Source organism: Amycolatopsis sp. WQ 127309, from assembly GCF_023023025.1.
Classification (GTDB): Bacteria; Actinomycetota; Actinomycetes; order Mycobacteriales; family Pseudonocardiaceae; genus Amycolatopsis.
Genome location: NZ_CP095481.1, coordinates 4,153,283 through 4,174,338, shown reverse-complemented (window position 1 = coordinate 4,174,338; position 21,056 = coordinate 4,153,283). Strand labels below are relative to the sequence as shown.

The 21,056-nt window shown below is 71.1% G+C and carries 21 protein-coding genes; 11 read left to right on the top strand and 10 right to left on the bottom strand.

All coding sequences use genetic code 11. The annotated features are described in order from the left end of the window. Positions 1 to 4: 4 nt before the first annotated feature. The gene (locus tag MUY22_RS19715) at positions 5 to 889 is read right to left on the bottom strand and encodes an ABC transporter ATP-binding protein (protein WP_247061516.1); all 885 of its coding nucleotides are present in this window, start codon (positions 887 to 889) and stop codon (positions 5 to 7) included. Between the two features lie 107 nt (positions 890 to 996). Between MUY22_RS19715 and MUY22_RS19710 the strand changes: the two genes are divergently transcribed. Continuing rightward, positions 997 to 2,139: a sensor histidine kinase gene (locus MUY22_RS19710; protein WP_247061515.1), complete on the top strand. Its 1,143-nt coding sequence runs from the start codon at positions 997 to 999 to the stop codon at positions 2,137 to 2,139. After that, positions 2,136 to 2,738, top strand: a complete 603-nt coding sequence (locus MUY22_RS19705; protein WP_247061513.1) for a response regulator transcription factor — start codon at positions 2,136 to 2,138, stop codon at positions 2,736 to 2,738. The genes MUY22_RS19710 and MUY22_RS19705 overlap by 4 nt, the downstream gene beginning before the upstream one ends. Here the strand turns inward: MUY22_RS19705 and MUY22_RS19700 are convergent. Next, entirely contained in the window at positions 2,735 to 3,583 is an 849-nt protein-coding gene (locus tag MUY22_RS19700; protein WP_247061511.1) for an alpha/beta fold hydrolase, read from the bottom strand. The two genes, MUY22_RS19705 and MUY22_RS19700, sit on opposite strands and share 4 nt — an antisense overlap. A 354-nt stretch (positions 3,584 to 3,937) precedes the next feature. On the opposite strand from MUY22_RS19700, the gene MUY22_RS19695 reads away from it, so the two are divergent. After that, on the top strand, positions 3,938 to 4,654 hold the full coding sequence (locus tag MUY22_RS19695; protein ID WP_247061510.1) for a hypothetical protein: 717 nt from the start codon (positions 3,938 to 3,940) through the stop codon (positions 4,652 to 4,654). 38 nt (positions 4,655 to 4,692) lie between these two features. On the opposite strand, the gene MUY22_RS19690 is transcribed toward MUY22_RS19695, so the two are convergent. The 3 genes from MUY22_RS19690 to MUY22_RS19680 form a co-directional block, all read right to left on the bottom strand. Next, complete coding sequence (locus tag MUY22_RS19690) at positions 4,693 to 5,349, bottom strand: polysaccharide deacetylase family protein (RefSeq protein WP_247061508.1); 657 nt, start codon at positions 5,347 to 5,349, stop codon at positions 4,693 to 4,695. A 2-nt stretch (positions 5,350 to 5,351) separates the two neighbouring features. Next, positions 5,352 to 6,017: a glycoside hydrolase family 11 protein gene (locus MUY22_RS19685; protein ID WP_247061506.1), complete on the bottom strand. Its 666-nt coding sequence runs from the start codon at positions 6,015 to 6,017 to the stop codon at positions 5,352 to 5,354. A gap of 116 nt (positions 6,018 to 6,133) precedes the next feature. After that, entirely contained in the window at positions 6,134 to 6,919 is a 786-nt protein-coding gene (locus MUY22_RS19680) for a hypothetical protein (protein ID WP_247061505.1), read from the bottom strand. A 252-nt stretch (positions 6,920 to 7,171) separates the two neighbouring features. On the opposite strand from MUY22_RS19680, the gene MUY22_RS19675 reads away from it, so the two are divergent. The 3 genes from MUY22_RS19675 to MUY22_RS19665 all read left to right on the top strand — a co-directional run bounded on the left by MUY22_RS19675 (position 7,172) and on the right by MUY22_RS19665 (position 8,558). Then, positions 7,172 to 8,038, top strand: coding sequence for a Scr1 family TA system antitoxin-like transcriptional regulator (locus MUY22_RS19675; protein ID WP_247061504.1), 867 nt, complete (start codon positions 7,172 to 7,174; stop codon positions 8,036 to 8,038). Further along, positions 8,035 to 8,265: a DUF397 domain-containing protein gene (locus tag MUY22_RS19670; RefSeq protein ID WP_247061503.1), complete on the top strand. Its 231-nt coding sequence runs from the start codon at positions 8,035 to 8,037 to the stop codon at positions 8,263 to 8,265. The genes MUY22_RS19675 and MUY22_RS19670 overlap by 4 nt, the downstream gene beginning before the upstream one ends. 68 nt (positions 8,266 to 8,333) lie before the next feature. Then, positions 8,334 to 8,558, top strand: coding sequence for a DUF397 domain-containing protein (locus MUY22_RS19665; protein WP_247061502.1), 225 nt, complete (start codon positions 8,334 to 8,336; stop codon positions 8,556 to 8,558). Positions 8,559 to 8,586: 28 nt separating this feature from the next. On the opposite strand, the gene MUY22_RS19660 is transcribed toward MUY22_RS19665, so the two are convergent. Next, positions 8,587 to 9,300 (bottom strand): hypothetical protein, encoded by a 714-nt coding sequence (locus MUY22_RS19660; protein ID WP_247061501.1) that lies wholly within the window; start codon positions 9,298 to 9,300, stop codon positions 8,587 to 8,589. Between the two features lie 186 nt (positions 9,301 to 9,486). On the opposite strand from MUY22_RS19660, the gene MUY22_RS19655 reads away from it, so the two are divergent. After that, positions 9,487 to 12,381 carry a BTAD domain-containing putative transcriptional regulator gene (locus MUY22_RS19655; RefSeq protein ID WP_247061500.1) on the top strand — a complete coding sequence of 965 codons (2,895 nt, stop codon included), beginning with the start codon at positions 9,487 to 9,489 and terminating at the stop codon, positions 12,379 to 12,381. Positions 12,382 to 12,463: 82 nt separating this feature from the next. Here MUY22_RS19655 and MUY22_RS19650 read toward each other — a convergent pair whose 3' ends face one another. Together MUY22_RS19650 and MUY22_RS19645 are read right to left on the bottom strand one after the other, a co-directional pair. Beyond that, positions 12,464 to 15,007, bottom strand: coding sequence for an ABC transporter permease (locus MUY22_RS19650; RefSeq protein WP_247064007.1), 2,544 nt, complete (start codon positions 15,005 to 15,007; stop codon positions 12,464 to 12,466). 2 nt (positions 15,008 to 15,009) lie between these two features. Continuing rightward, complete coding sequence (locus MUY22_RS19645; protein WP_247061499.1) at positions 15,010 to 15,744, bottom strand: ABC transporter ATP-binding protein; 735 nt, start codon at positions 15,742 to 15,744, stop codon at positions 15,010 to 15,012. 133 nt (positions 15,745 to 15,877) lie between these two features. Between MUY22_RS19645 and MUY22_RS19640 the strand changes: the two genes are divergently transcribed. The 3 genes from MUY22_RS19640 to MUY22_RS19630 all read left to right on the top strand — a co-directional run bounded on the left by MUY22_RS19640 (position 15,878) and on the right by MUY22_RS19630 (position 18,000). Then, a complete protein-coding gene (locus tag MUY22_RS19640; protein ID WP_247061498.1) occupies positions 15,878 to 17,080 on the top strand; it encodes a sensor histidine kinase in 1,203 nt (400 codons plus the stop codon). Further along, complete coding sequence (locus tag MUY22_RS19635) at positions 17,068 to 17,718, top strand: response regulator transcription factor (protein WP_247061497.1); 651 nt, start codon at positions 17,068 to 17,070, stop codon at positions 17,716 to 17,718. The genes MUY22_RS19640 and MUY22_RS19635 overlap by 13 nt, the downstream gene beginning before the upstream one ends. Positions 17,719 to 17,802: 84 nt before the next feature. Then, entirely contained in the window at positions 17,803 to 18,000 is a 198-nt protein-coding gene (locus MUY22_RS19630; RefSeq protein WP_247061496.1) for a hypothetical protein, read from the top strand. On the opposite strand, the gene MUY22_RS19625 is transcribed toward MUY22_RS19630, so the two are convergent. After that, positions 17,973 to 18,659 carry a TioE family transcriptional regulator gene (locus MUY22_RS19625; protein ID WP_247061495.1) on the bottom strand — a complete coding sequence of 229 codons (687 nt, stop codon included), beginning with the start codon at positions 18,657 to 18,659 and terminating at the stop codon, positions 17,973 to 17,975. The two genes, MUY22_RS19630 and MUY22_RS19625, sit on opposite strands and share 28 nt — an antisense overlap. A 71-nt stretch (positions 18,660 to 18,730) precedes the next feature. On the opposite strand from MUY22_RS19625, the gene MUY22_RS19620 reads away from it, so the two are divergent. Continuing rightward, positions 18,731 to 19,852 carry an erythromycin esterase family protein gene (locus tag MUY22_RS19620; protein WP_247061494.1) on the top strand — a complete coding sequence of 374 codons (1,122 nt, stop codon included), beginning with the start codon at positions 18,731 to 18,733 and terminating at the stop codon, positions 19,850 to 19,852. Here MUY22_RS19620 and MUY22_RS19615 read toward each other — a convergent pair. Next, the gene (locus MUY22_RS19615) at positions 19,783 to 20,904 is read right to left on the bottom strand and encodes a Cmx/CmrA family chloramphenicol efflux MFS transporter (RefSeq protein ID WP_247061493.1); all 1,122 of its coding nucleotides are present in this window, start codon (positions 20,902 to 20,904) and stop codon (positions 19,783 to 19,785) included. The two genes, MUY22_RS19620 and MUY22_RS19615, sit on opposite strands and share 70 nt — an antisense overlap. Positions 20,905 to 21,056: the final 152 nt, after the last annotated feature.

Genomic DNA, 21,056 nt, shown 5'->3' with positions numbered 1-21,056 from the left:
TTTCTCAGGAGTTGCTGATGGCGCGGAAGACGTCGTCGAGGCGGGTCGGGCCGGCTTCGAGCCCGCGCAGCTCGACCGCGTGGTCCTGCGCCCAGGCGAGCACGGTGTGGAGGTCCTTCTGCAGGCCGAAGGTCTCGATGAGGAACCGGCCGTCGTGCTCGCGGGTGGCCTGCAACGGCGGCGCCGGCGCGTGCGGCGGGAGGGCGAAGTGGATGGTCGCCGGCAGCGTCCGCGTCAGCTCGGCGACGGTGCCCTCGCGGTGGAAGGTGCCCTCGTGCATCAGGCCGATGCGGTCGGCGCGCTGCTGGGCCTCTTCGAGGTAGTGCGTGGTGAGCACGATGGTCGAGCCGTCCTCGCGCAGCCGGTCGACGGCGTCCCAGAGCGCGTCGCGGGACTGGATGTCCAGGCCGGTGGTGGGCTCGTCGAGGAAGATCAGCTCCGGCGTCCCGTAGACGGCGGTGGCGAAGTCCAGCCGCCGCTTCTCGCCGCCGGACAGCTGCGACACCTTCGTGCCGGCCTTGCGCGTGAGGTCGACGATGCCGAGCACGCGCTCGACGTTGTCGGCCCGCTCGGTGAGGCTGCCGATCAACCGGACCGACTCGCGCACGGTCAGGTCCGGGGAGAACCCGCTCTCCTGCAGCATGATCCCCATCCGGGGCCGCACCGCGGCGCGGTCGCGCGGGCTCTTCCCGAACACCCGCACGGCGCCCGAGGTGGGCGCGCGGTGGCCCTCGACGGTCTCGAGGGTCGAAGTCTTGCCGGCGCCGTTCGTCCCGAGCAGCGCGTACAGCTCCCCGCGCTCGACCTGGAACGAGAGGTCCCGCACGGCGTGGAAGCCGCCGTAGGTGAGGTTCAGGTGGTCGACGTCGATGACTGGTGTCGTGGACATGCTCCGATTCCAGCCCCGTTCGCGCCCCGGCGGCAGTGTGGCCACGTCACCACAGGACATGACGTGGTGTCACTGGTGGGGCCCGCCGTGGCCGTTACGCTCGGGGTATGGAGGTGACCACGCTCGCGCGCCGGGCGACCTGGACGGGCGGGGCGGTGCAGGAACGGCTGCGCCGGCTCAACCTCATCACGACGGTGCCGCCGCTGGCGTTCGTCGGGGTGCTGCTGGTGGTGCTCACCGCCCGCACCTGGTGGCACGTCGTGTTGCAGGTCATCGGCCTGGCCGCCGCGCTGGCGACCGCGGAGCGCTGGACCGCGGGCGACTTCATCCGCGTCGCGCGGCCCTGCGTGGCCATCACCGCGGCGGTCTGGCTCGCCGGGGCGATCAACGACGACTCCTCCTCGTTCTACGGCCTGTGCGTCGTCGGCTCGTTCACCATCCCGCCGCTGCCCCGCCACCGCATCGCGGCCCTGCTGGGGCTGGGCGTGCTGGTCGCCGCGCTGGGCTCGACGAACCTGTTCGTGCACTCCGATCCCGGCCACGGCATCGGACGGCTGATGCAGTTCGTCGTCATCCCGGCCGTGTCCGTCGTGGTGTCGACCGCGTTCACGTTCGTCAGCCAGCGGTTCTACGACCTGGTGGCCGAGCTGGAGCAGTCCCGCGACCGCGAGGCGGAGCTGGCCGTCATCCGCGAACGCATGCGCTTCGCCAGCGACCTGCACGACATCCAGGGCCACACGCTGCACGTCGTGAAGCTGAAGGTCGCACTGGCCGAGAAGCTGCTGCGCAGCGACGTCGACCGGGCCCAGGAGGAGCTGAAGGAAGTGCACACCCTGGTCGGCGACACCATCCTCCAGACCAAGGAGCTCGCCTACGCCCAGCGGCGGCTCAACCTGTCCGCGGAGCTTGAGAACGCGAAGAACCTCTTCGAGGCCGCGGGCATCCACGTGCGCGTCGACCGCGAGGCCGAGGTCGACGCGCGGGCGGGCGAGCTGCTCGGCCAGGTCCTGCGCGAGACGACGACGAACATCCTGCGCCACGCCCAGGCCGAGCAGGTGCGGATCACGCTCACGGAGTCCGGGATCAGCATCGTCAACGACGGCGCGCAGGAAGGCGGGCTGCCCGAGCTGAACGGCCTCGCCACGCTTCGCCAGCGGCTGGCGGAGGGCGGGGGCGAGCTGAAGGTCGAACAGCAGGACGGCCGGTTCCTGACGGCGGCCGCTTTCCCGCGACGGGAGGACGTCCGATGACGACCGTGGTGCTCGCCGACGACGAGGCGTTGCTGCGCAAGGCGCTGGCGGCGTTGCTGCCCCTCGAGGGCGAGATCACCGTGCTCGCCGAGGCCGAAGACGGCGAACAAGCCGTGAAAGCCACCCTGGAGCACCGGCCCGACGTGCTCGTGATCGACCTCGAAATGCCCCACGTGGACGGACTCGGCGCCGTCGCCGAGATCCGCCGCACGCGGCCGGACCAGGTGATCCTCATGCTCACCCGGCACGCCCGGCCCGGCGTGCTGCGCAAGGCGCTGAAGCTCGGCGTCCAGGGGTTCGTCAGCAAGGCGGCGGAACCGGCGCACATCACGTCGGTGATCAAGACCCTGCACGAGGGCAAGCGCTGGATCGACCCGGACGTCTCCGCGCTCGCCGTCGTCGACGACTGCCCGCTCACCGACCGCGAAGTCGACGTCCTGCGCGCGACCCGCGAGGGGTTCGCGGTCGCCGACATCGCGGGTCAGCTGCACCTCGCGGAGGGCACGGTCCGCAACTACCTCTCGAACGCGATGCAGAAGACCCAGACCCGCACCCGCCACGAAGCGGCCCGCTACGCCCGCGAGCACGACTGGCTCTAGACCAGCTTTTCCGTCCACGCCAGCAGGTCCGCGACGACCTCGGCGCGGTTCGTCTCGTTGAGGATCTCGTGCCGGGCGCCCGGGTAGACCTTGACCGTCAGGTCCTTGATGCCAGCGTCGCGGTAGCGCCGGACGAGGACGTCGAACAGCGCGAGGTTGCCGTTCACCGGGTCCTGCTCGCCCACGGCCAGGTACATCGGCAGGTCCGCGCGCATCCCGCCCACCGCTTCGGGATCGGCCAGCCGGCGGGCACCGGCGAACATCGCCTTCGTGTTCGCCAGGTCGATCCCGAAGCCGCACAACGGGTCCGTGACGTAGGCGTCCACTTCGGACTCGTCGCGGCTGAGCCAGTCGTAGTCCGTGCGCGGCGGCTGGAACGGCGCGTTGAACACCGCCAGGTCCAGCGGCTGGTCGAGGTCCAGCGCCGGCTCCAGGACGTCGAGCGCGGCCGTGCCGGTGAGGACGGCCGCGTCGACGTCCGCCGAGTGGTCGAGCAGGTACTGCTGGGCCGCGAACGAGCCCATGCTGTGCGCGAGCAGCACGACCGGCAGGCCCGGCTGCTCTTCACGGATGCGCGCGGTGAGCACGCCGATGTCGGCGACCAGCGCCGGCCAGCCGTCCGGGCCGAGGTCGCCGGGCGTGTCCCGGATGGACGCGCCGTGGCCGCGGTGGTCCTGGCCGTAGACGGCGAACCCGCGATCGGTGAACGCGCGGGCGACCCGGTCGTAGCGGAGCACGTGCTCCCCCATGCCGTGGGCCAGCTGCAGCACGCCGACCGGCGGCCCCGCCGGGTCCCAGCGGTACGCGGTCACGCTTCCGGGCAGGGTGAACGTCTCATCGGGCATCGTCGCCTCCTCGTTCCGCCCACCCTGCCTCATGCGCCCCGCCGGTTCCAGTCCTCAGCCGGCCGGGATGCAGGCCCGGCCCTGCGCGACGGCCAGGTCGACCTGGAGGTCGGGGCCCTGGCGGACGTCGACCTGCGACGGCGGGTGGTGATCGGCATGGCGTGGCACCCACGGAACTCCGCGGACGACGGGCACTCCTGGCTGCGCTCGGCGGTACGGCGGGCGCTGGACGAGGACGGACGCTGAGCCGGGCCAACCGCCGGATGCCTGACGGCGGGCACTCCGGCCCCTGAGCGAGGCACTCCGCTGGGCAGCGCGGTGACCCATCGGCGCCGGCCGCGGGACAATCGTCCGGTGACCGACTCCGGGGTAGCCGTTCGGGCCGTCTTGCTCTCACGGCTGAAGCGGCACTGGTGGCGGATCGCCCTGGTCGCCGCCGCCGTCGGCGTCGCCGCGTTCTCCGGGGAGCACCCCTTCGCGGCCTTCTTCGGGCTGCTTCCGATCATCGCCTGGTGCTTCCTCGCGACGGCACCGCGAACCGGCGTGCTCTTCGGGCTGCTCCTGCTGCTCCTGCTGGCCTGGTTCACGGTGCCGCGCGGGCTCGAGCTGGCCGGGCCGTGGGTGCCCGCGGCGATCGAGGTCTACTGGTTCCACACCGCTCTCGCGGCCGTCGTCGGCGCCGTCGGGATGCTCGTCGAACGGCAGCGTCCCAGCTCGCTGCTGCTCACCACGGTGGTCGTCGGGTTCGCGGCGGCCGGCGTCGTCGTGTTCTCGGAGTGGGAAGCGCCGCCCACGGACGAAGGCGTCGCGCCCGGGCCCTCCCAGCTGACGGTCGTGCGGACCGTCGGCTGCGGGTCCGGCGGGTGCTGGGGTGTCCTGGACGCCACCGGCGACCGCGCCACCGAGGTGATGCGCGGCTACCTCGTGCCGCACGGTTTCACCCCGGCGAGCGAGATCGACGGGGTGCCCCGGCTCTGCCGGCGCACGGGCGTGCTCGTGACGCACGAGGTGTGCGCGGAGCTGCGGACCCGATCGGCGACGGCCGTCCGGGTCGAGTGGTACGTGAACTGACGCGCGGCGGCTCGCCGGGGAGCCGCCGCGCGTCCGGTTCAGGCCGGCGCGACCGCGCGGCCCGTCTGCGGGGAGATCATCCCCGCGCACAGGCCGCGGGAGGCCAGCCCCTGCGCGATGCGCGGGATCGCCGTCCGGGTGTTGGCCGGCCACTCGTGCATCAGGATGATCTGGCCGTTCTGCAGCCGGGCGTTGGCCGCGACGATCGCGTCCACGCTCGCGCCGTTCCAGTCCTGCGAATCGACGTCCCAGATGATCTGGGTGAGACCGTACTTCGCTTCGACCGTCCGGAGGGTCGTGTTGGTCTCGCCGTACGGCGGCCGGAACAGACGCGGGGTGCCGCCGCCGGCGCCGGCGATCGCCTGCTGCGTCCGGGAGACCTCCGAGTCCACTTGGGACTGGCTCTGCTGGATCAGGTGCGGGTGCGTGTAACTGTGGTTGCCGACCCACATCCCGGCGCTCACCTCCGCCCGCACCTGGGCCGGGTACGCGGCCGCGTACTGGCCCTCGTTGAACATCGTCGCGCGCAAGCCGTTCTGCCGCAACGCGGTCAGCAGCGCGGGAGTGTTGCCGTTCGACGGACCGTCGTCGAAGGTGAGCCCGACGTACCCGGAACAGGCGGCCGCGTGGGCCGGGGTGACGGAGATCGTGCTCGCCGCGGCCAGCATGGCGGCGGCCACCAGGGATTTGCGCATGATCAGCCCACCGTCAGGTTCGAGTTGCCGCTGCTCTGGTAACCCTCGGTCGCGAGGATCATGTAGTAGCTGAAGTTGCCGAGCCGCATGCCGTAGCGCGCCCACGCGTCGAAGTGGTTGCCGGTGGTGATGGTGCCACCGGTCCGCTTCTGCTGCCGCACGCTCCAGTACTGGTTGAAGGTCTTGGTCCCTTCGACGGACGGCGCGTTGTACCGCGTGGTCTGGTAGACGTCGTAGGTGCCGCCGTCGCTGGTGACGGTGCCCTTGTAGGTACCGGTGGGCCGGTAGGTGCCCCAGTTGTCGACGATGTAGTACTCGACGAGCGGGTTCGACGTCCAGCCGTAGAGCGCGAGATAGCCGTTGCCGGAGGGGTTGAAGCTGCCGGAGTAGTTCACGGTCCGCCGGCTCCCGTTGCTCCACCCCTTGCCGGCGACGAAGTTCCCGGTGTTGCTCCAGGAGGTGCGGTAGTTGCCACCGGAGCCGAGCGTCATCGAAACCGAGCCACCACCATCGGTCCAGAAGGAGTAGTAGTAGCCGTTGCTGGTCCCGGTCTGGTTGGTGGTGACAACGGTGTCGGCGTGGGCGACCCCCGGCGTCAACGCGGCGATCAGCGCCAGGGCGACCCCGCCGGTCAACGCCCTGAAGCGGCCGTGGTTCTTGGTGCGCATGCTTCCTCCTCATTGAGGCTGGCAGGCAAGCCAGGATGACGGAAGCATGATTTCCGCACGGTTGGTTGGGCAATAACTTTCGAAGATTTTCGAGAGTTTCGAGCCGCACGTAGCGGCTATTGCGAACGCCGTTGACTCCGCAGGTTGTGTGGCCGTACCGCAGGCCGGGCCGCGAAAAGCCGGATCCACGCCGCGGCGGGGCGATCTCCGTCCACGACCGCGACCGGCCGGTAGGCGGCAGCGCCCGAGTGTTCGCTGTGCCGGATCACCTCGTCGAAGAACCAGTCCGAGGCGATCACGGCCAGCACCGCCGCGGTGTCCGCCAGCGCGGTCTTCAACTCCGGTGCGTCCAGCAGGCACTGGGCGTGGATGATCGACGAGCCGGTCACGCCGTGATCGTCGTACGACACCTCGCCGGCGTGCAGCGCCAGCCTGAGCCGCATGCGCTCCTCGGGCGGGTGGACTCCGTTGTGGGCCGCCAACTCGTCAGCGAGGAAGCCGGGAAGGAAATCGGCGAACAGCGTCTTGGAAATCTCCGCGGAAGCCAAGACGAGCACACCGTCCCCCAGATCCGCGTGCCGGCATCCGGCCCACGGGATCTCGGCGGCGGCGAAGGACCGCTCGATAGCGCGATACATCCCGCGCCGAATTCGCACCTTGTTGGGATTGGTACGACTGTGCCGGCCGAATCCCTCGACGTCGACGACGACCATCGTGCAGTGCGTCGTGTCGAGCCCGACGCTCCCCCGCCAGCCCACCGCATCCGGGCCCTCGCCGTGGAACTGCGGCGACGACGCGACACCGATTGCACCCGGCACCTGCCCGGAGCGCAGCAGATCCCACCCCCGTGTCCGCCCGCCGGGCCGCGCGGCAGCCGGCCTCGTCGTCTCGGGATCGGACATCGCGTTCTCCTGCATCCACCGTTCGAGGGCGCGTCGCGCGAGTTGTCGCAGCGCCGTGACAGCTACCCTCAGGTTACGCAACGGAATAAGACACCGATGGCGCACCAGTGTCATCGTTCGGTTACCGTAACCGCGCCTGTGTAGTTTGCAGGTGCTGTCGCGCGTGCAGCAGTTGTGAACCCTGTCGGACGTCTCGAGTTTTGCCGCACACTGTCCCTCGGCCGGCCACGTCGGTCACCAGCGGAGGAAGACATGACTGCTTCGCCGTCGCCGGTCGTCGCCTCCTGGGAACTCGCCCTGCGCCTGAAGGGACGGCGAGCCCAGCTGGGCGTCGAGGTCAGGACCATCACCGAGACACTCGGCTTTTCCCGGAACTACTGGTCAGCCGTCGAGAACGAACGCAAGATCCTCTCCTTGGAGAGCCTCAGCCGAATCATCGAGCTCTTCGAGTTCGACGACGAGGAGAAAGAGGAGCTGCTGGCCCTGCGCGCCGCGGCCAAGGAGCGCGGCTGGTGGACCCGGTACTCCGCCCTCTTCGACGACGAGCTCCAGCGACTGTTCGGCCTCGAGCAGGGCGCCCGAGGTGTGCGGAACTACGAAAATCTGTTGATTCCAGGGTTGCTGCAAACGGCCGATTACACCCGGGCGATCATGACGCCCGACGTGACGATGCGCCGGGTCGAGGTCGACCAGCGCGTGGAGGCCCGGCTTCGCCGGCAGGTACGGCTGACCGACGAGAACGACGCGTTCACGTTCACCGCCCTGATCAGCGAGGCCGCGCTCCGGCAGCAAATCGGCGGCCCACGTGTGCTGCGCAGCCAGCTCGCGCACCTCGCCGCGCTGATCGAGCAACACCCGGAGAAGCTCGACATCCGCGTGATCCCGTTCACCGCCACCTCATGCGGCCTTTTCGGCGGGGCAACGGTGGTCCTCATCGATTTCGACAACCCGCGACTGCCGACCTTGGCCTGGCAGGAAACGGTGACGACATGGGGAATCATCGACGACCCCGTGCAGGTCAGGAATCTGATCACAACTTTCCGGGATGCTTACCGGCGAGCCCTGGATAAAAAGGAAACACTCCCCCTGATACGAAAGTGCGCCAAGGAACTCGATTGACGACAGAAATCACGCCCCCCGCAGAGCGCGACCGCAACGGGTGGTTCACGAGCAGTCATTCCAACGCCGGCGGTAGCTGCGTCGAAACGTGGCTCAAACCCGAGGTCGCCCTGGTCCGAGACAGCAAAGACCGCCGGACCGATTCACCGGTCATCACCTTTTCCCCATCCGCGTGGACAACGTTCCTGAAGTTCGTCACCCCGGAGGGCATCGACGTCCAGAGATAACGCGGGGATGGGGGCACAGCCGGACCCCTCATCCAGCGAAGATTCAGCGATCAACTCGAGGAAGGCCCATGCCAGATTTCGAGAATCCTCCCATCTCACCCCGCAAGCAAAAATGGTTTAGAAGCAGTTACTCCGATCCTCGAGGAGGCGGGGTCGAAGTCCACTTCAAGTCCGACGCCATCCTCGTTCGAGAGAGCGAGAACCGTCGAACCGACGCACCTTTAATCACATTCTCGCCGACCACGTGGGCGGCCTTCCTCCACGCGATGACGCCACAGGAAGACCAAGCTTGAAATAGAGTCAGGACGCCACCCAGCGTCCTCAACCCACTGCCGGGTCGTCATATCGATCGGGGCACGCCTCTTCTTCCGCCCCCAGCAGGCGAATCCATCCGCAAGCCGCGGTTTCCTTCTCCTTCACGCACACCCGGCGATATCGATCGGGCCGGCTGGCGGGACTGTGGCGGATGATCTCTTCGTAGAACCACGCGGATGCGATCACCGCGAGGTCGCCGCCCGCATGACACGATGCTTCCTTCATCACGCCGGAGTTGAGCAGCCGGAACGTGTGCACTATCGCGGTTCCCGTGGCGCCGTGGGCATCGGGGCTGATCTCGCCCGCGTGCAGGGCCACTCGGAGCCTGATCCGTTCCGGTCGCCGGTGTGCGCTGTTGTGGCCGGCCAGCGATTCCGCGAGCGCGCCGGGAACCAGTTCACTGAAGATCGCTTTCGGGTAACCCGCGGGGATCAGGACGAGTACGCCCTCGCCGAGATCCGCGCGATGGCAGTCTTCCCACTCCACACCGCTGCCGGCCAATGCTCGCTGGAGCACGTCGTAGAGGCCGGCCCGCAACGTCAACCGGTGCGTGTTCGTGCGTTCCGTGGCGGCGAAACCATCGATGACCAGAGCGAGAACGGTGCAGTGCACGGGATCCGTGAGAATCTCCGCGTACCGGCCCGTGGGTTCCGGCGCCGGGGCGCCACCCCGCCCGCACAATCGTCGCCACATCCGTCCGGTTCCGTCCGTCCACGACATCTGGCCACCTCCCGCTGGGCCGGTCGTACGGGGTGATCGTGAACGCGGCTGGTTGACACTTCGGCTGCCGGTTGCTGGACAAATTCTTGACAGGGCGTTGACCTGCGCTGAAACGATCAGGTCGGCGGGTTAGTGTGCTGTTCAGGAAGTCCTTGCCGACCAGCCGGGGGTGGACGAGGAAACCCGATGGAGTTCCGGATCCTGGGGCCCGTAGAGCTCCGGCTCGGCGAGCGGAAGGTCGCACTCGGGCGCGCAAAAGAACGTTCGCTGCTGGGCGTGCTGATGCTCCACCACGGCAAGGTCGTCTCCCTCCGGACCGTCACCGAGGCGCTCTGGGACGACAACCCGCCCGGCCACGCCAAGAAGGACCTCCAGGCCTACGTCAGCCGACTGCGGGCTTCCCTGCGCAGCTCCGGCGTCTCGGCGCGGATCGTCACCCATCGCGGGGGCTACCAGTTCCTGCTCGAGGACGACGACCTCGACTACGTGCGGTTCAAGGACCTGGTCCGGGAGAGCGGGGCCGCCCGGCGAGCGGGACGACTCGACGACGCCGAGGCCTCGCTCCGCGAAGCGATGGACCTCTGGCGGGGTCCGGTGGTCGAAGACCTCGGCACCGTCTGGATGGAACAGAAGCGCGAAGACCTCGACCGCTACGAACGGGTCGCCGGCTACCAGGCGTTGTGCGGTGTCGAGCTCGAACGCGTCAACCACCGCGAGGTATTGCGGATCCTCGACGTCGCGATGGTCGAGCACGAGTTCGACACCCAGTACATCTCACAACGGCTCACCGCGCTGGACGGTCTCGGGCACTACGAAGAGTTCGACGCGTACTGGAAACAGGTCTACGACCGGTCCGCCCGGTCGTTCGGCACCGGACCGGCGCGAGACCTGCAGGAGCTGCACCGCCGGCTGCTGCAGGCCCGGGATTTGCTCGCACCCGACGATTTCCACCGCACCCAGGCCGCGCTCCGCTCCTTACCACCCGCCCAGCTGCCGTCGACGGTGAGCGAATTCGTCGATCGCACCGCGGATCTCGAGCGGCTGGACGACTTGTTCCTGCGGTCCCGCGTCGGCGGGTCGCCCGTGACCTTCATCGTCGCCATCACCGGACCGCCCGGTGTCGGCAAGACGGAGCTGGGACTGCACTGGGCGCACGCCGTCCGCGAGCAGTTCCCCCACGGCCAGTTGCACGCGGATCTCTCCGGCTACGCCAGCGAACCACCGCGCGAGCCCATAGAGGTGCTGGGCGAATTCCTCGACGCGCTGGGCATCGCCGCGACGACGATGCCCGCGAGCCTGAGCGCCCGGACCGCGATGTTGCGGACCCTGCTGGACGAACGCCGGGTGCTGTTGTTCCTCGACAACGCACGGGACTCCGCGCAGATCGTGCCCCTGCTCCCGGCCGGCGCGCAGTGCATCGTCGTCGTCACCAGCCGGCACCGGCTGAGCGACCTCGTGACCCGCCACGGCGCCTACCGGCTGGAAGTGGGCCGGTTCACCGCGGCCGAAACGGGGCAGCTGCTCGGTGGCCTGCTGCGAGGATCCTCGTCCGAGCCGCCCGATCCGGTGGCCGCCATCGAACTCACCGGCGGCACCCCGCAAGCGATCCGCACCCTCGCCGAACTCCTGCCCGGCGCCGGGCAGCTGCCGAATCCGGTGGAACTGCTCCTGGCCGGCGAGCTGGCGTCGGGAACGATCCTGACCTCTCTGACGTGGTCCTACCGCGCACTCGCTCCCGCAGCGGCGCACCTCTTCCGTTCGCTCGCGCTCCACATCGTCCCCAGCATCGCCGGGGAAGCGGTGTTCGCGCTCGCCGGAGCCGATGAAGAAGCCACTCGCGGGGCGCTCGCCGGGCTCGACGCCCAGTACCTGGTCAGCCGTGAGGACGGCCGCTACCGCATGGACACCCTCACCCGGGCCGCCGGTGAGCGGCTCGCGCTCGCCCACGATCCGCCTACCGCCCGCCGGCAAGCCGCGGTGCGGCTGCTCGACTGGTACATCGCCCGGGTCACGGAGGCCGCGGAGCTGCTGGCACCGGCCCATCGGCGCACCGACGACAAGCCGCAAGCCGGGAACTTGCCGGATTTCCCGGCAGCGAAGGCGTTTCTGGCCGACGAGGAAGCGAGCCTGTGCGGCGCGATCCGCCGCGCTGCGTTCAGTTGCCCGGCTCGAGCGGTGACGTTGCTGCGGCTCGTGCGTCCCCACCTCGCCTTCAGGGAGACCGGTGCCGGATGGCACGCCGCCGCCGAGGCCGTCCTGCTGGCCGCCCGCGCCGAACACGACCTCGACGCCGAGGGGCAGGCCTTGATCGCGCTGGCGCGGACCCACACCGCGCTGGGCGATCCGGTGAAGACCGAGGAGGCTCTCCAGCTGGCGAACACGATCTTCGGCAACACCCGCAACGACCGGGATCTGTCCGAAGTGCTGCTCCTGCTCGCGAGCCACTTCGAAGGCTCGGGTGACCACGTCCATGCCGAGTCCCACCTCCGCCGGCTCCTGAAGATCCAGAACGACCTCGACGAACCCGCTCAGGCCGCGGCGGCGCACGCCGCGCTCGGCACGCACTTCCGTCGCCGGGACAGGCTCGAAGAAGCCGCGGTTCACCTTTCGCAGGCGAAGACGCGCTACACGGAACTCGGTGACCACCGACGGCACGCCGCCATGGCGGTGGAGCTCGGTCTGCTGAGCCGTCGATCCGGGCGGACTGGCGACACCATCGGGTTCTTCACCGAAGCGGTCACTCTCCACGAGCGCTACCCGGCGGACCACGAGCGGACGCTCCTCGCGCTGGTCGAGTTGAGCGAGGTCAGCTGTGATGCCGGCGAACACGGCGACGTCCTGCTGTTCGCGCGTAAAGCGCTGGGCATGTCCCGCTCCCCCGCCGACCACGCCCGGGTCGCTCGCGCGCTGGTGGCGTTGGTCCGGTCCCTGGCGGCGACTGGGAAGCACACCGAAGCGGCGACCGAATCCCGTCAGACGATCGCGCTCGTCGCCGAGCTGGACGAGAAGGTCCGTGCCCATGTCCGCGAACACTTCTCCGGGCTGGGTCTGTGGCCGGCGGCCGACACTGGAAACGGCTGAGGCCATGCAGCTGCCTCGGGTGAAACCGACCTGCGAATATCCGCCCTGCCGCAGTGCTGACTGCAGCAGGGCGGATCCGCGGCTACTCCCGCAGCCCGATGGCGTCGATCGGCTTGGTTCGTAGCGCCGCCCGGGTCGACAGGCCCATCGACAGCAGTCCCAGCAGCACCGCGCCCGCGATGATTCCCCAGTAGACGGTCGGCGAGCCCGACGGCACCACCGTCCCCCGCAGGCCCATGTTAAGCAACGCCAGCGGTACCAACGGAACCAGCGTCCCGACCACCACCGCGACGCCGACCGTGGCCAGTGCCTCCAGGCGCATCATCCGGATCACCTGGCCCCGCGTGGTGCCCACCAAGCGCATCAACGCGAACTCGCGGCCGCGCTGGGCGGTGCTCATCACCAGGGTGTTGGCCACCGAAATCGCCACGTAGCCGATCAGCACGCCGACCGCCACCAGGTTCAGGTAGAACTGGGCCTGGCGCTGGCCGCCCGTTTCCGGGGATGCCGCGGTGAAACCCAAGCCGGGGTAGCGCTCGGCGACCGCACCCAAAGCCGCGGACACGGCCGACGGGTCCGCGGTGGGCGAACGGCGGACCAGGACCGAGTCGTCCAGCTGGTCACCTGTGTGCGCACGAGCCAACGGAGCAGGCAGCACGAAGTCGCCGAAGGCCAAGTCGTGCTTGTACGTCGCTACCAGGCGGAGGGTGGCCGGAGCCCCGTCTCCGTAATAGAACTCCACCTGGTCGCCGATCTTCTTGTCCAGCCAGCTCGCCTCCGACTCGCTCAGCGCCACCGTGTCGCCCCGCAGGTCCGCCAAGCGGCCGGCCGAGACGCCCAGGTCCAGGGTCGCGCCGGCCTGGTCGCCCAGCAGGCCCTGCGCGGGCAGGCTCTGGACGTCGATGTCTTCGCCCGTGGGCGTCGCCACGATCACCTGGGTGCGCACCACCGGGGTCGCCGCCGCCACGCCCGGGACGCGGCGGACCGCCTCGGCCACCTCCGGGGAGATGCCGCCCGCCGGGCTCGTGAGCACGTAGTCCGCCGTGGTCGACCGCGTCGTCTGCTGCTCGGCGGCCGCCGAGGCCGACGTCTGGCTGTAGAACATCGACAGCGCGAACGCGACCGCCAGCATCAGCGGGGTCACCGCCGCCGCCAGCCGGCGGGTGTTGGCCTGGCTGTTCGCCGCGGCCAGGTAGCCGCTGATCCGCGACACCCGCGACAGCACCGGCGCGAGCACCCGCACCAGCAGCCCGACCACCTGCGGCCCCACGACCGCCAGCCCGATGACGGTCACGAGCGTCGCCATCGACGACGCCGCCGTGCCCGCGTCGCCGTGCACGAACAGCGGGACCGCCGCGCCGCCGAGGCCGATCAGCACCAGCGCCCAGCCCGTGACGAGCCGGACCTTGCCGAGCTCACGCCGCTCCACCGCGGCTTCGCCGAGCGCCTCGACCGGCTTGATCGTCGACGGCCGTCGCGACGCCGTCCAGGCCGCCAGCCGCGCCGCGCCCAGGCCGAGGACCACCGCGGCCACCAGCGGAAGCGGTCCGATCACCAGGCCGAAGTCCGCCGGGATGACGCCGATCGCGGCGAACGCGTCGCGCATCCCGGCGGCGACCGCCAGCCCGAGCAGGCTGCCGAGCACGCCGGCGACCAGCGCGATGAGCGTCGTCTCGACGCCGATGAGCTTGCGGATCTGCTTCGGCGTCGCCGCGACGGCCCGCAGCAACGCGAACTCGCGCCGCCGCTGGTTGATCGTGAGCGCCAGGGTGCTCGCCACCACGAACACCGCCACCATCAGCGCGAACCCGCCGAACGAGCCGGCGATCGCGAGCAGCAGCGTGCGGGTCTGGCTGACGTCGAGGAACTCGACGGTGCTGCGCTCGACGCCGCTGGTCACCTCGACCGGCGCCCCGGCCGTCGCGGCCCGCACGCGGTCGGCGAGCGCGTCCGGAGCGACGCCCGGCTCGGCCAGGACGCCGATCGCGTTCACCTGGCCCGGCCGAGCGGCCAGGTGAGCGGCCTGGGACGTCGTGAAGAACAGCGCCGACTGCCGCGACAGGCCTGCCGCGGTCGCGACGCCGGACACCCGGAACGGCACCGGCGTCGACCGCGTCATGACGCGCACCTGGTCGCCGACGACGACGCCGGCGCGCTGGGCCAGGTCGGCGTCGAGCACGACCTCGCCGTCGGTCGACGGCGCCCGGCCGGCGCTCAGCGTGAACGGCGCCAGGACCGCCGCGTCCCAGTTGTGCCCGAGCGACGGGACGTCGGTCAGCAGCTGCCCGTCGCGAGTCACCACCTGCGCTGGGAAGCTCTGCTCCGCCACCGCGGCGCGGACGCCGGGGACCGCGGCGAGCCGGCCGGTCAGGTCCGCGGGCACGGTGGCCTGCTCGGCGACCTGCTCCGACGACAGCGCGTCGGCGCCGGGCGGCCGCACCGACTGGGTGCCGCCGACGACGACGGCCGCGGCCGCGTACCGCTGCGTCGGGACGCCGGCGCGCAGGCCGGACTCCATGAGGATCCCGCACGCGGCCACCAGGGCCGCGCCGCACAGGATCGCGACGAACGCGCCGGCGAAACCGCCGATGCGCGTCCGGATCGTCTGCAGGGCCAGGGTCAGCACGGTCACCACTCCCCGAGGTGCGTCATGCGCTCCGCGACCCGCTCGGGCGTGGGCTGCGTGAGGTGGCCGGCGAGCCTGCCGTCGGCGAGGAAGAGGACGCCGTGTGCCGCCGAAGCCGCGACCGGGTCGTGCGTGACCATCAGGACGGTCTGGCCCATGCCTTCGACGACGGCGCGGAGCAGGTCGAGCACCTGCCGTCCGGTGCGGGTGTCGAGCGCGCCGGTCGGCTCGTCGGCCAGCACGACCTCGGGCCGGGTGACGAGCGCCCGGGCGATCGCGACGCGCTGCTGCTGCCCGCCGGACAGCTCCGAAGGCCGGTGTTCGAGCTTCTTCGCGATGCCGACGCCTTCGACGATTTCGCGCAGCCAGTGCGGATCCGGCTTGCTGCCGGCCAGCCGCGTCGGCAACGTGATGTTCTGCAGCACGTTCAGCGACGGCAGCAGGTTGTAGGCCTGGAAGACGAACCCGATCCGGCTGCGCCGCAGCTGCGTGAGCGCGGTTTCCTTCAGCTTGCCGATCTCGGTGTCGCCCAGCAGGACCCGGCCCGACGTCGGCCGGTCGAGCCCGGCCGCGCAGTGCAGGAACGTGCTCTTGCCGGAACCGGACGGCCCCATCACGGCGGTGAACGTCCCGCGCGGCACCCCCACGGACACCCCGTCGAGCGCGGTGACGGCGCCGTCGCCGCGGCCGTACACCTTCCGCACCTCGGCCAGCTCCAGCGCATACCCTGTGGTCATCACGATCCCTTTCGTTCTGTAGCAACAAAACTAGGTTCGTGGCGGTGTCCGATCGATCCCGTGGGGAGGTGGATCCGGGGTAGCGCCTGCACCACCACGGCGGTGGGGTGCGCCTCGGTGGGACACTGACGGCGTGACGACCCGCTTGCGTGCCTGCTGGTCGGCGGTGCGCTACCTGCTGGCCGGGGCGGCGACGTCGCTGTTGTCGATCTTCGCCCTCGTCGGGCTGCTCGTCGTGCTCGTGCTGTGCCCGTTCGGCATCGGGATCCCGTCGGTGGCGCCCGCGATCCGGCTGTCGCGCAAGGTCGTCCGGCTCGATCGCCGCCGGGCCGCCCGCGCGCTCGGCGAGCCGATCCCCGAGCCCTACCGCGACGGCAACCCCGTGACCGACCCGGCAACGCGCCGCGACGTCGCGTGGCTGGCGATCCACGCCGCGACCGGGATGCTCATCGGCGCGATGGCGATCGGCCTGCCGCTCGGCGCGGTCCAGCAGGTCGTCACGGCCGCCGTCTGGCCGGCGGTGCCCGGCGGGATCGAGGCGTCGATGGGGATCCTCGTGCACTCGTGGCCGACCGCCGGGCTGGCCGTGCTCAGCGGCGTCGTGATGGCCGCGGTGACGTTGTTCCTCGCGCCGGTGGTCGCGCGCTGGCAGGCCCGTACCGCGCGGTCGCTGCTCAAGCCCGGCGCGGGCGTCGTCCTGGCCGACCGCGTCGCCGAACTGACCGCGACCCGGGCCGCCGCCCTGGAGGCGCACGGTGCCGAACTGCGCCGCATCGAGCGTGACCTGCACGACGGCACGCAGGCGCGGATCGCCGCCGTCGTGCTCCAGCTGGGCATCGCCGGGCAGCTGTACGAGCGGGACCCGGACACCGTGCGGGACCTGCTGGTCAAGGCGCAGGACACCGCGACCGACGCGCTGGCCGAACTGCGGACCGTCGTGCGCAGCATCTACCCGCCGCTGCTGAGCGAACGCGGGCTGGCCGGCGCGGTGCGCGCCCTCGGCGAACGCAGCCCGGTGCCGGTCGCGCTCACCGTCGAGAACGACGCCGGACGGCCTGCCGCGGTCGAGGCCGCCGCGTACTTCGTCGTGGCCGAGGCGCTGGCCAACGTGACCAAGCACGCCGACGCGTCGAAGATCGAGATCACCCTCGGCGGCCCCGCGGGCCTGCTGACCATCGACATCCGCGACGACGGCCGCGGCGGCGCCGTGGAGACCGGCGGCAGCGGGCTCGCCGGCATCCGGCGGCGCGCCGAGGCCTTCGACGGGACCCTCACCCTGACCAGCCCACCCGGTGGGCCGACCGAGCTGCGAGTGGAGCTGCCATGCGGGTCGTGATCGCCGAGGACGACGCCCTGTTGCGCGAAGGACTTTCGCTGCTGCTGAAGACGTCGGGCATCGAGGTGGCCGCGTCGTTCGACAACGCCGAGGACTTCCTCGAGTTCGTCGAAAAGGACCGGCCGGACGCCGTCGTGATGGACGTGCGCATGCCGCCGACGCACCGCGACGAGGGGTTGCGCGCCGCCGTCCGGGCCCGCGAGATCCACCCGGGCCTGCCGGTGCTGGTGCTCTCGGCCCACGTCGAGACGAGCTACGCGGTCGAACTGCTGGCCGACGGCGTCGGCGGGGTCGGCTACCTGCTCAAGGAGCGGGTCGGCAAGGTCGAGCGGTTCCTCGACGCGCTGCAGCGCGTCGCGAAGGGCGGCACCGCGATGGACCCCGAGGTGATCGGCCAGCTGATGGCCCGCAGCCGCGCGAAGGACCCCCTGGACGCGCTCACCGCGCGCGAGCGCGAGGTGCTGGCGCTGATGGCCGAGGGCTACAACAACGGCACCATTGCCGAACTGCTGGTCGTCAGCGACGGCGCGGTGCTCAAGCACATCCGCAACATCTTCCAGAAGCTCGACCTGCCCTCGGACGAGGGTGGCCACCGGCGGGTGCTGGCCGTGCTCGCCTACCTCGGCCGCGACAGCTGACGCTCGGCGGTAGTGCAGGCGCTACCCCGATTCCGGGTGCGCAGGCCAGTGAACCGGCCGCCGCGCCGCTTTAGCGTTCTGGCCATGGAAAACAACACCATCGCCCCCGCCCGCACCATCGTTCCGGTCCTCTGGGTGGTCCTCGCCGTCAGCGCCGGAACCAACGCCATCGGTTCCGCGACCGGACTGGATTTCACCCTCCGCATGGTCGCCGGCTCGGTCGCCCTGGTCTGCACCGTCCTGCTGATCACCCACTACGTCCGCCGCCGCAAGGCCAGGTAGTCGCCGAGGCGGGCCGACGCGTCGAGCATGGCGACGCCCTGGGCCGTGAGCCGCGCCTGCCAGCCGGCCAGCGCGCGGGACAGCTCCTCGGTGCCGCCGGCCGTCCGGATCTGCTCGACCACCGTGGCGATGTGCCCCAGCGGGTAGCCGCCGCGGCGCAGGAGGTGGGCGAGGTCGGCGTCGCGGACGTCCTCCGCGCGGTAGACGCGGTAGCCCGCGGCGTCGCGCGCGGGCGCCAGGATGCCGGCCTGCTCCCAGTTGCGCAGGGTCGCCGGCGTGACGCGCAGCCGGTGCGCCAGCTCGCCGATCGTCCGCGCGCCGGGGTCCGGCGCGGGTTCCGCCGTCAGGTCGCCCACGGCGCGGCGCACCGAGCCGAGGGTTTCGCGGTCGCGCAGCAGCCGGGCGTGGCCGCGGTCGATGGCCAGCAGGGCCTCGTCGAGGTGGTCGTCGTGCAGCGCGAGCATCACGCGACCGGCCGTCGGGTGGCCGTATCCCCTGATCAGGGCCAGGTAGGCGCGCAACGCGGCCGCGTGCGTCCCGGTGTAGACCCGGTAGCCGCTCGGCGTGCGGTCCGCGGGCGGGAGGAAGCCGCCGGCCTCGTAGTTGCGGACGGCCTGGGTCGAGAGCCCGTGCTCGCGGGCCAGGTCGGCGGGTCTCATCGGGTTGAGACTTTACCGCGTCCGGCTTCGACCAGGTCTCAACCGTTCTTTCAACGATACGCTTGAGCCTCATGAGTCAGGACATCCGAGACTTCGCCCCTGCGTCGTGCACCCTGCTGGGCTACGGCGAGCCGTCGCACCAGGAACCGGCGTTTCCCTTGCGGCGCAACGCACTCTTCGCCCAGCTGGCCGGCCACGGCTTCCGCTCGATCGCCCTCGAGACCGACCGGGTGGCCGCGCTCGCCGTGGACGGCTTCGTCCGCGACGGCGCCGGCACCCTCGACACCGCGATGAAGGAAGGCTTCTCGCACAGCTTCGGCGAGCTGGACGCCAACCGGCGGCTGGTCGCCTGGATGCGTGAGCACAACGAGCCCCTCCCGGCCGCGGAACGCCTGGCGTTCCACGGTTTCGACGCGTCCACCGAGATGATGAGCGCGCCCAGCCCGCGGCGCTACCTCGAACACGCCCGCGACTACCTGGGCCTCGACGTCGACGTCGCGAGCCTCGCCGGCGACGACGACCGGTGGAGCCGCACGGAGGCCGTGATGGACGCGGCGGCTTCTCCCGGCGCCACGCCGGCGGCCGACGCCCTGCGCGCGCTCGCCGACGACCTGCTGACCACGCTCTACAGCCGCGCGCCGGAGCGGATCGCGGCGACCTCGCGCGCCGAGTGGGTCCGCGCGCGGACGCACCTCACCGCCGGGCTCGGCCTGCTGCGCTACCACAAGCAGGCGGCGATCGACGGCGCCGAACGGTATTCGCGCCTCAGCGGCACCCGCGACGCGATCATGGCGCGGAACCTCCTCGACATCCGCGACCTCGAAGACCGGCGGGGGCCGACGATGGTGTTCGCCCACAACAGCCACCTGCAGCGCGGCACGAGCACCTGGAACTCGGCGGTGGCGAACCTCGTGTGGTCCGGCGCCGGCGCCATCGTGGGGTCGTTGCTGGGCGAGCGGTACGTCTTCGTCGCCGGGAGCGTCGGGCGCAGCGGGGCGCTCCGGCTTGGGGAGCCCGAGCCGGAGACCTACGAGGCGTCGCTGCAGGACCGCGTCGACGGCTGGGGCCTGGTGCGCGCGGTCGAGCCCGGCCGCACGCGCACGGACGCGATCCCGGAGACGGGCTACTTCCCGCTCACCCCCGAGGTCCTCGACGGCGCCGACGCGGTCCTGCACATCAGCGCGACCACCTGAGCGAGCGCGATCAGGACGACGGCCGTCCAGACCGGCGCCGCAACCGCCCCGAGCACCGGGCCGGCGGCGGCGCCGACGTTCAGCGCCGCCGTCGCGTACGACCCCGCCATCGTCGGCGCGCCCGCGGCCAGCCGCAGGATCCGCGCGATCACCGTGCCTCCGACGGCGAACGACAACGCGCCCTGTGTGAAGGCCAGTACGGGCAACGCGGCCGGGACCAGCGCCAGCACGACCCAGCCCGCGAGCAGCAGGAGCCCGCCGATCGCGACGACCCGGCCGGGCCACCGGTCGGCGAGCCGGCCCGCCGCGGTCACGCCGGCGAAGCAGCCGATGCCGAAGATCGCGAGGACCAGCGGCACCGGCGCGATCCCGGCGGCCAGCGGCGCCAAGGCCGTGAAGACGCCGAACGTGGCCGCGTTGACCAGGGCACCGAGCAGGAGCGTCCCGGCGAGCGGCGGTCGTCGCAGCTGGGCGAGTTCCTCACGCAGCCCGGACGGCTTCGCGGTCGCGGGAGTGCCGGGGATCCGCGCGACTCCCGCGACCGCCGGCACGCAGAGCAGCGCGACGGCCCAGAACGCCGCGCGCCAGCCGAACGCGGCGCTCAGCAGCGCGCCGCCGGGAATGCCGGCGACGCAGGCGAGCGTCGTGCCGCCGAGCAGGACGGCCAGCGCGCGGCCCGTCCGGTCCGGTGGCACGAGACCGGCCGCCGCGGTCAGCGCGACGGCGAGGAAGCCCGCGTAGGCCACCGCGGCCACCGCCCGCGTCACCAGCAGCACGGCGAACGATCCGGTGAGGCCGCCGACGACGTGCGTCGCGACGAACACCGCGAGGAACCCCAGCAACGCCGTGCGACGCCGCCACGAACGGGCCACGGCGGCCATCAACGGCGCGCCGACGACCAGGCCGACGGCGAACGCGGACGTCAGGAAACCGGCCTGCGCCGGGGAAATCCCCAGCGCGCCGGCGATGTCGGGCACCAGCCCGGCGAGCATGAACTCGGACGTGCCCATGGCGAACACGGCCAGGGCGAGGAAGCAGACAGGAAAGGACACAACAGGCTCCAGGGATCACGAGATCGGCAGACGACTTCGTGGTCACCCGGGCGCGCGGGCCCGTGCGAGCGAGCTACCGGGCTGCCGGGGTGACCGACAGCCCGGTCCTGGACGCTTCGGGGCTCGACATGCGTCCGACGATACCGTGGGCC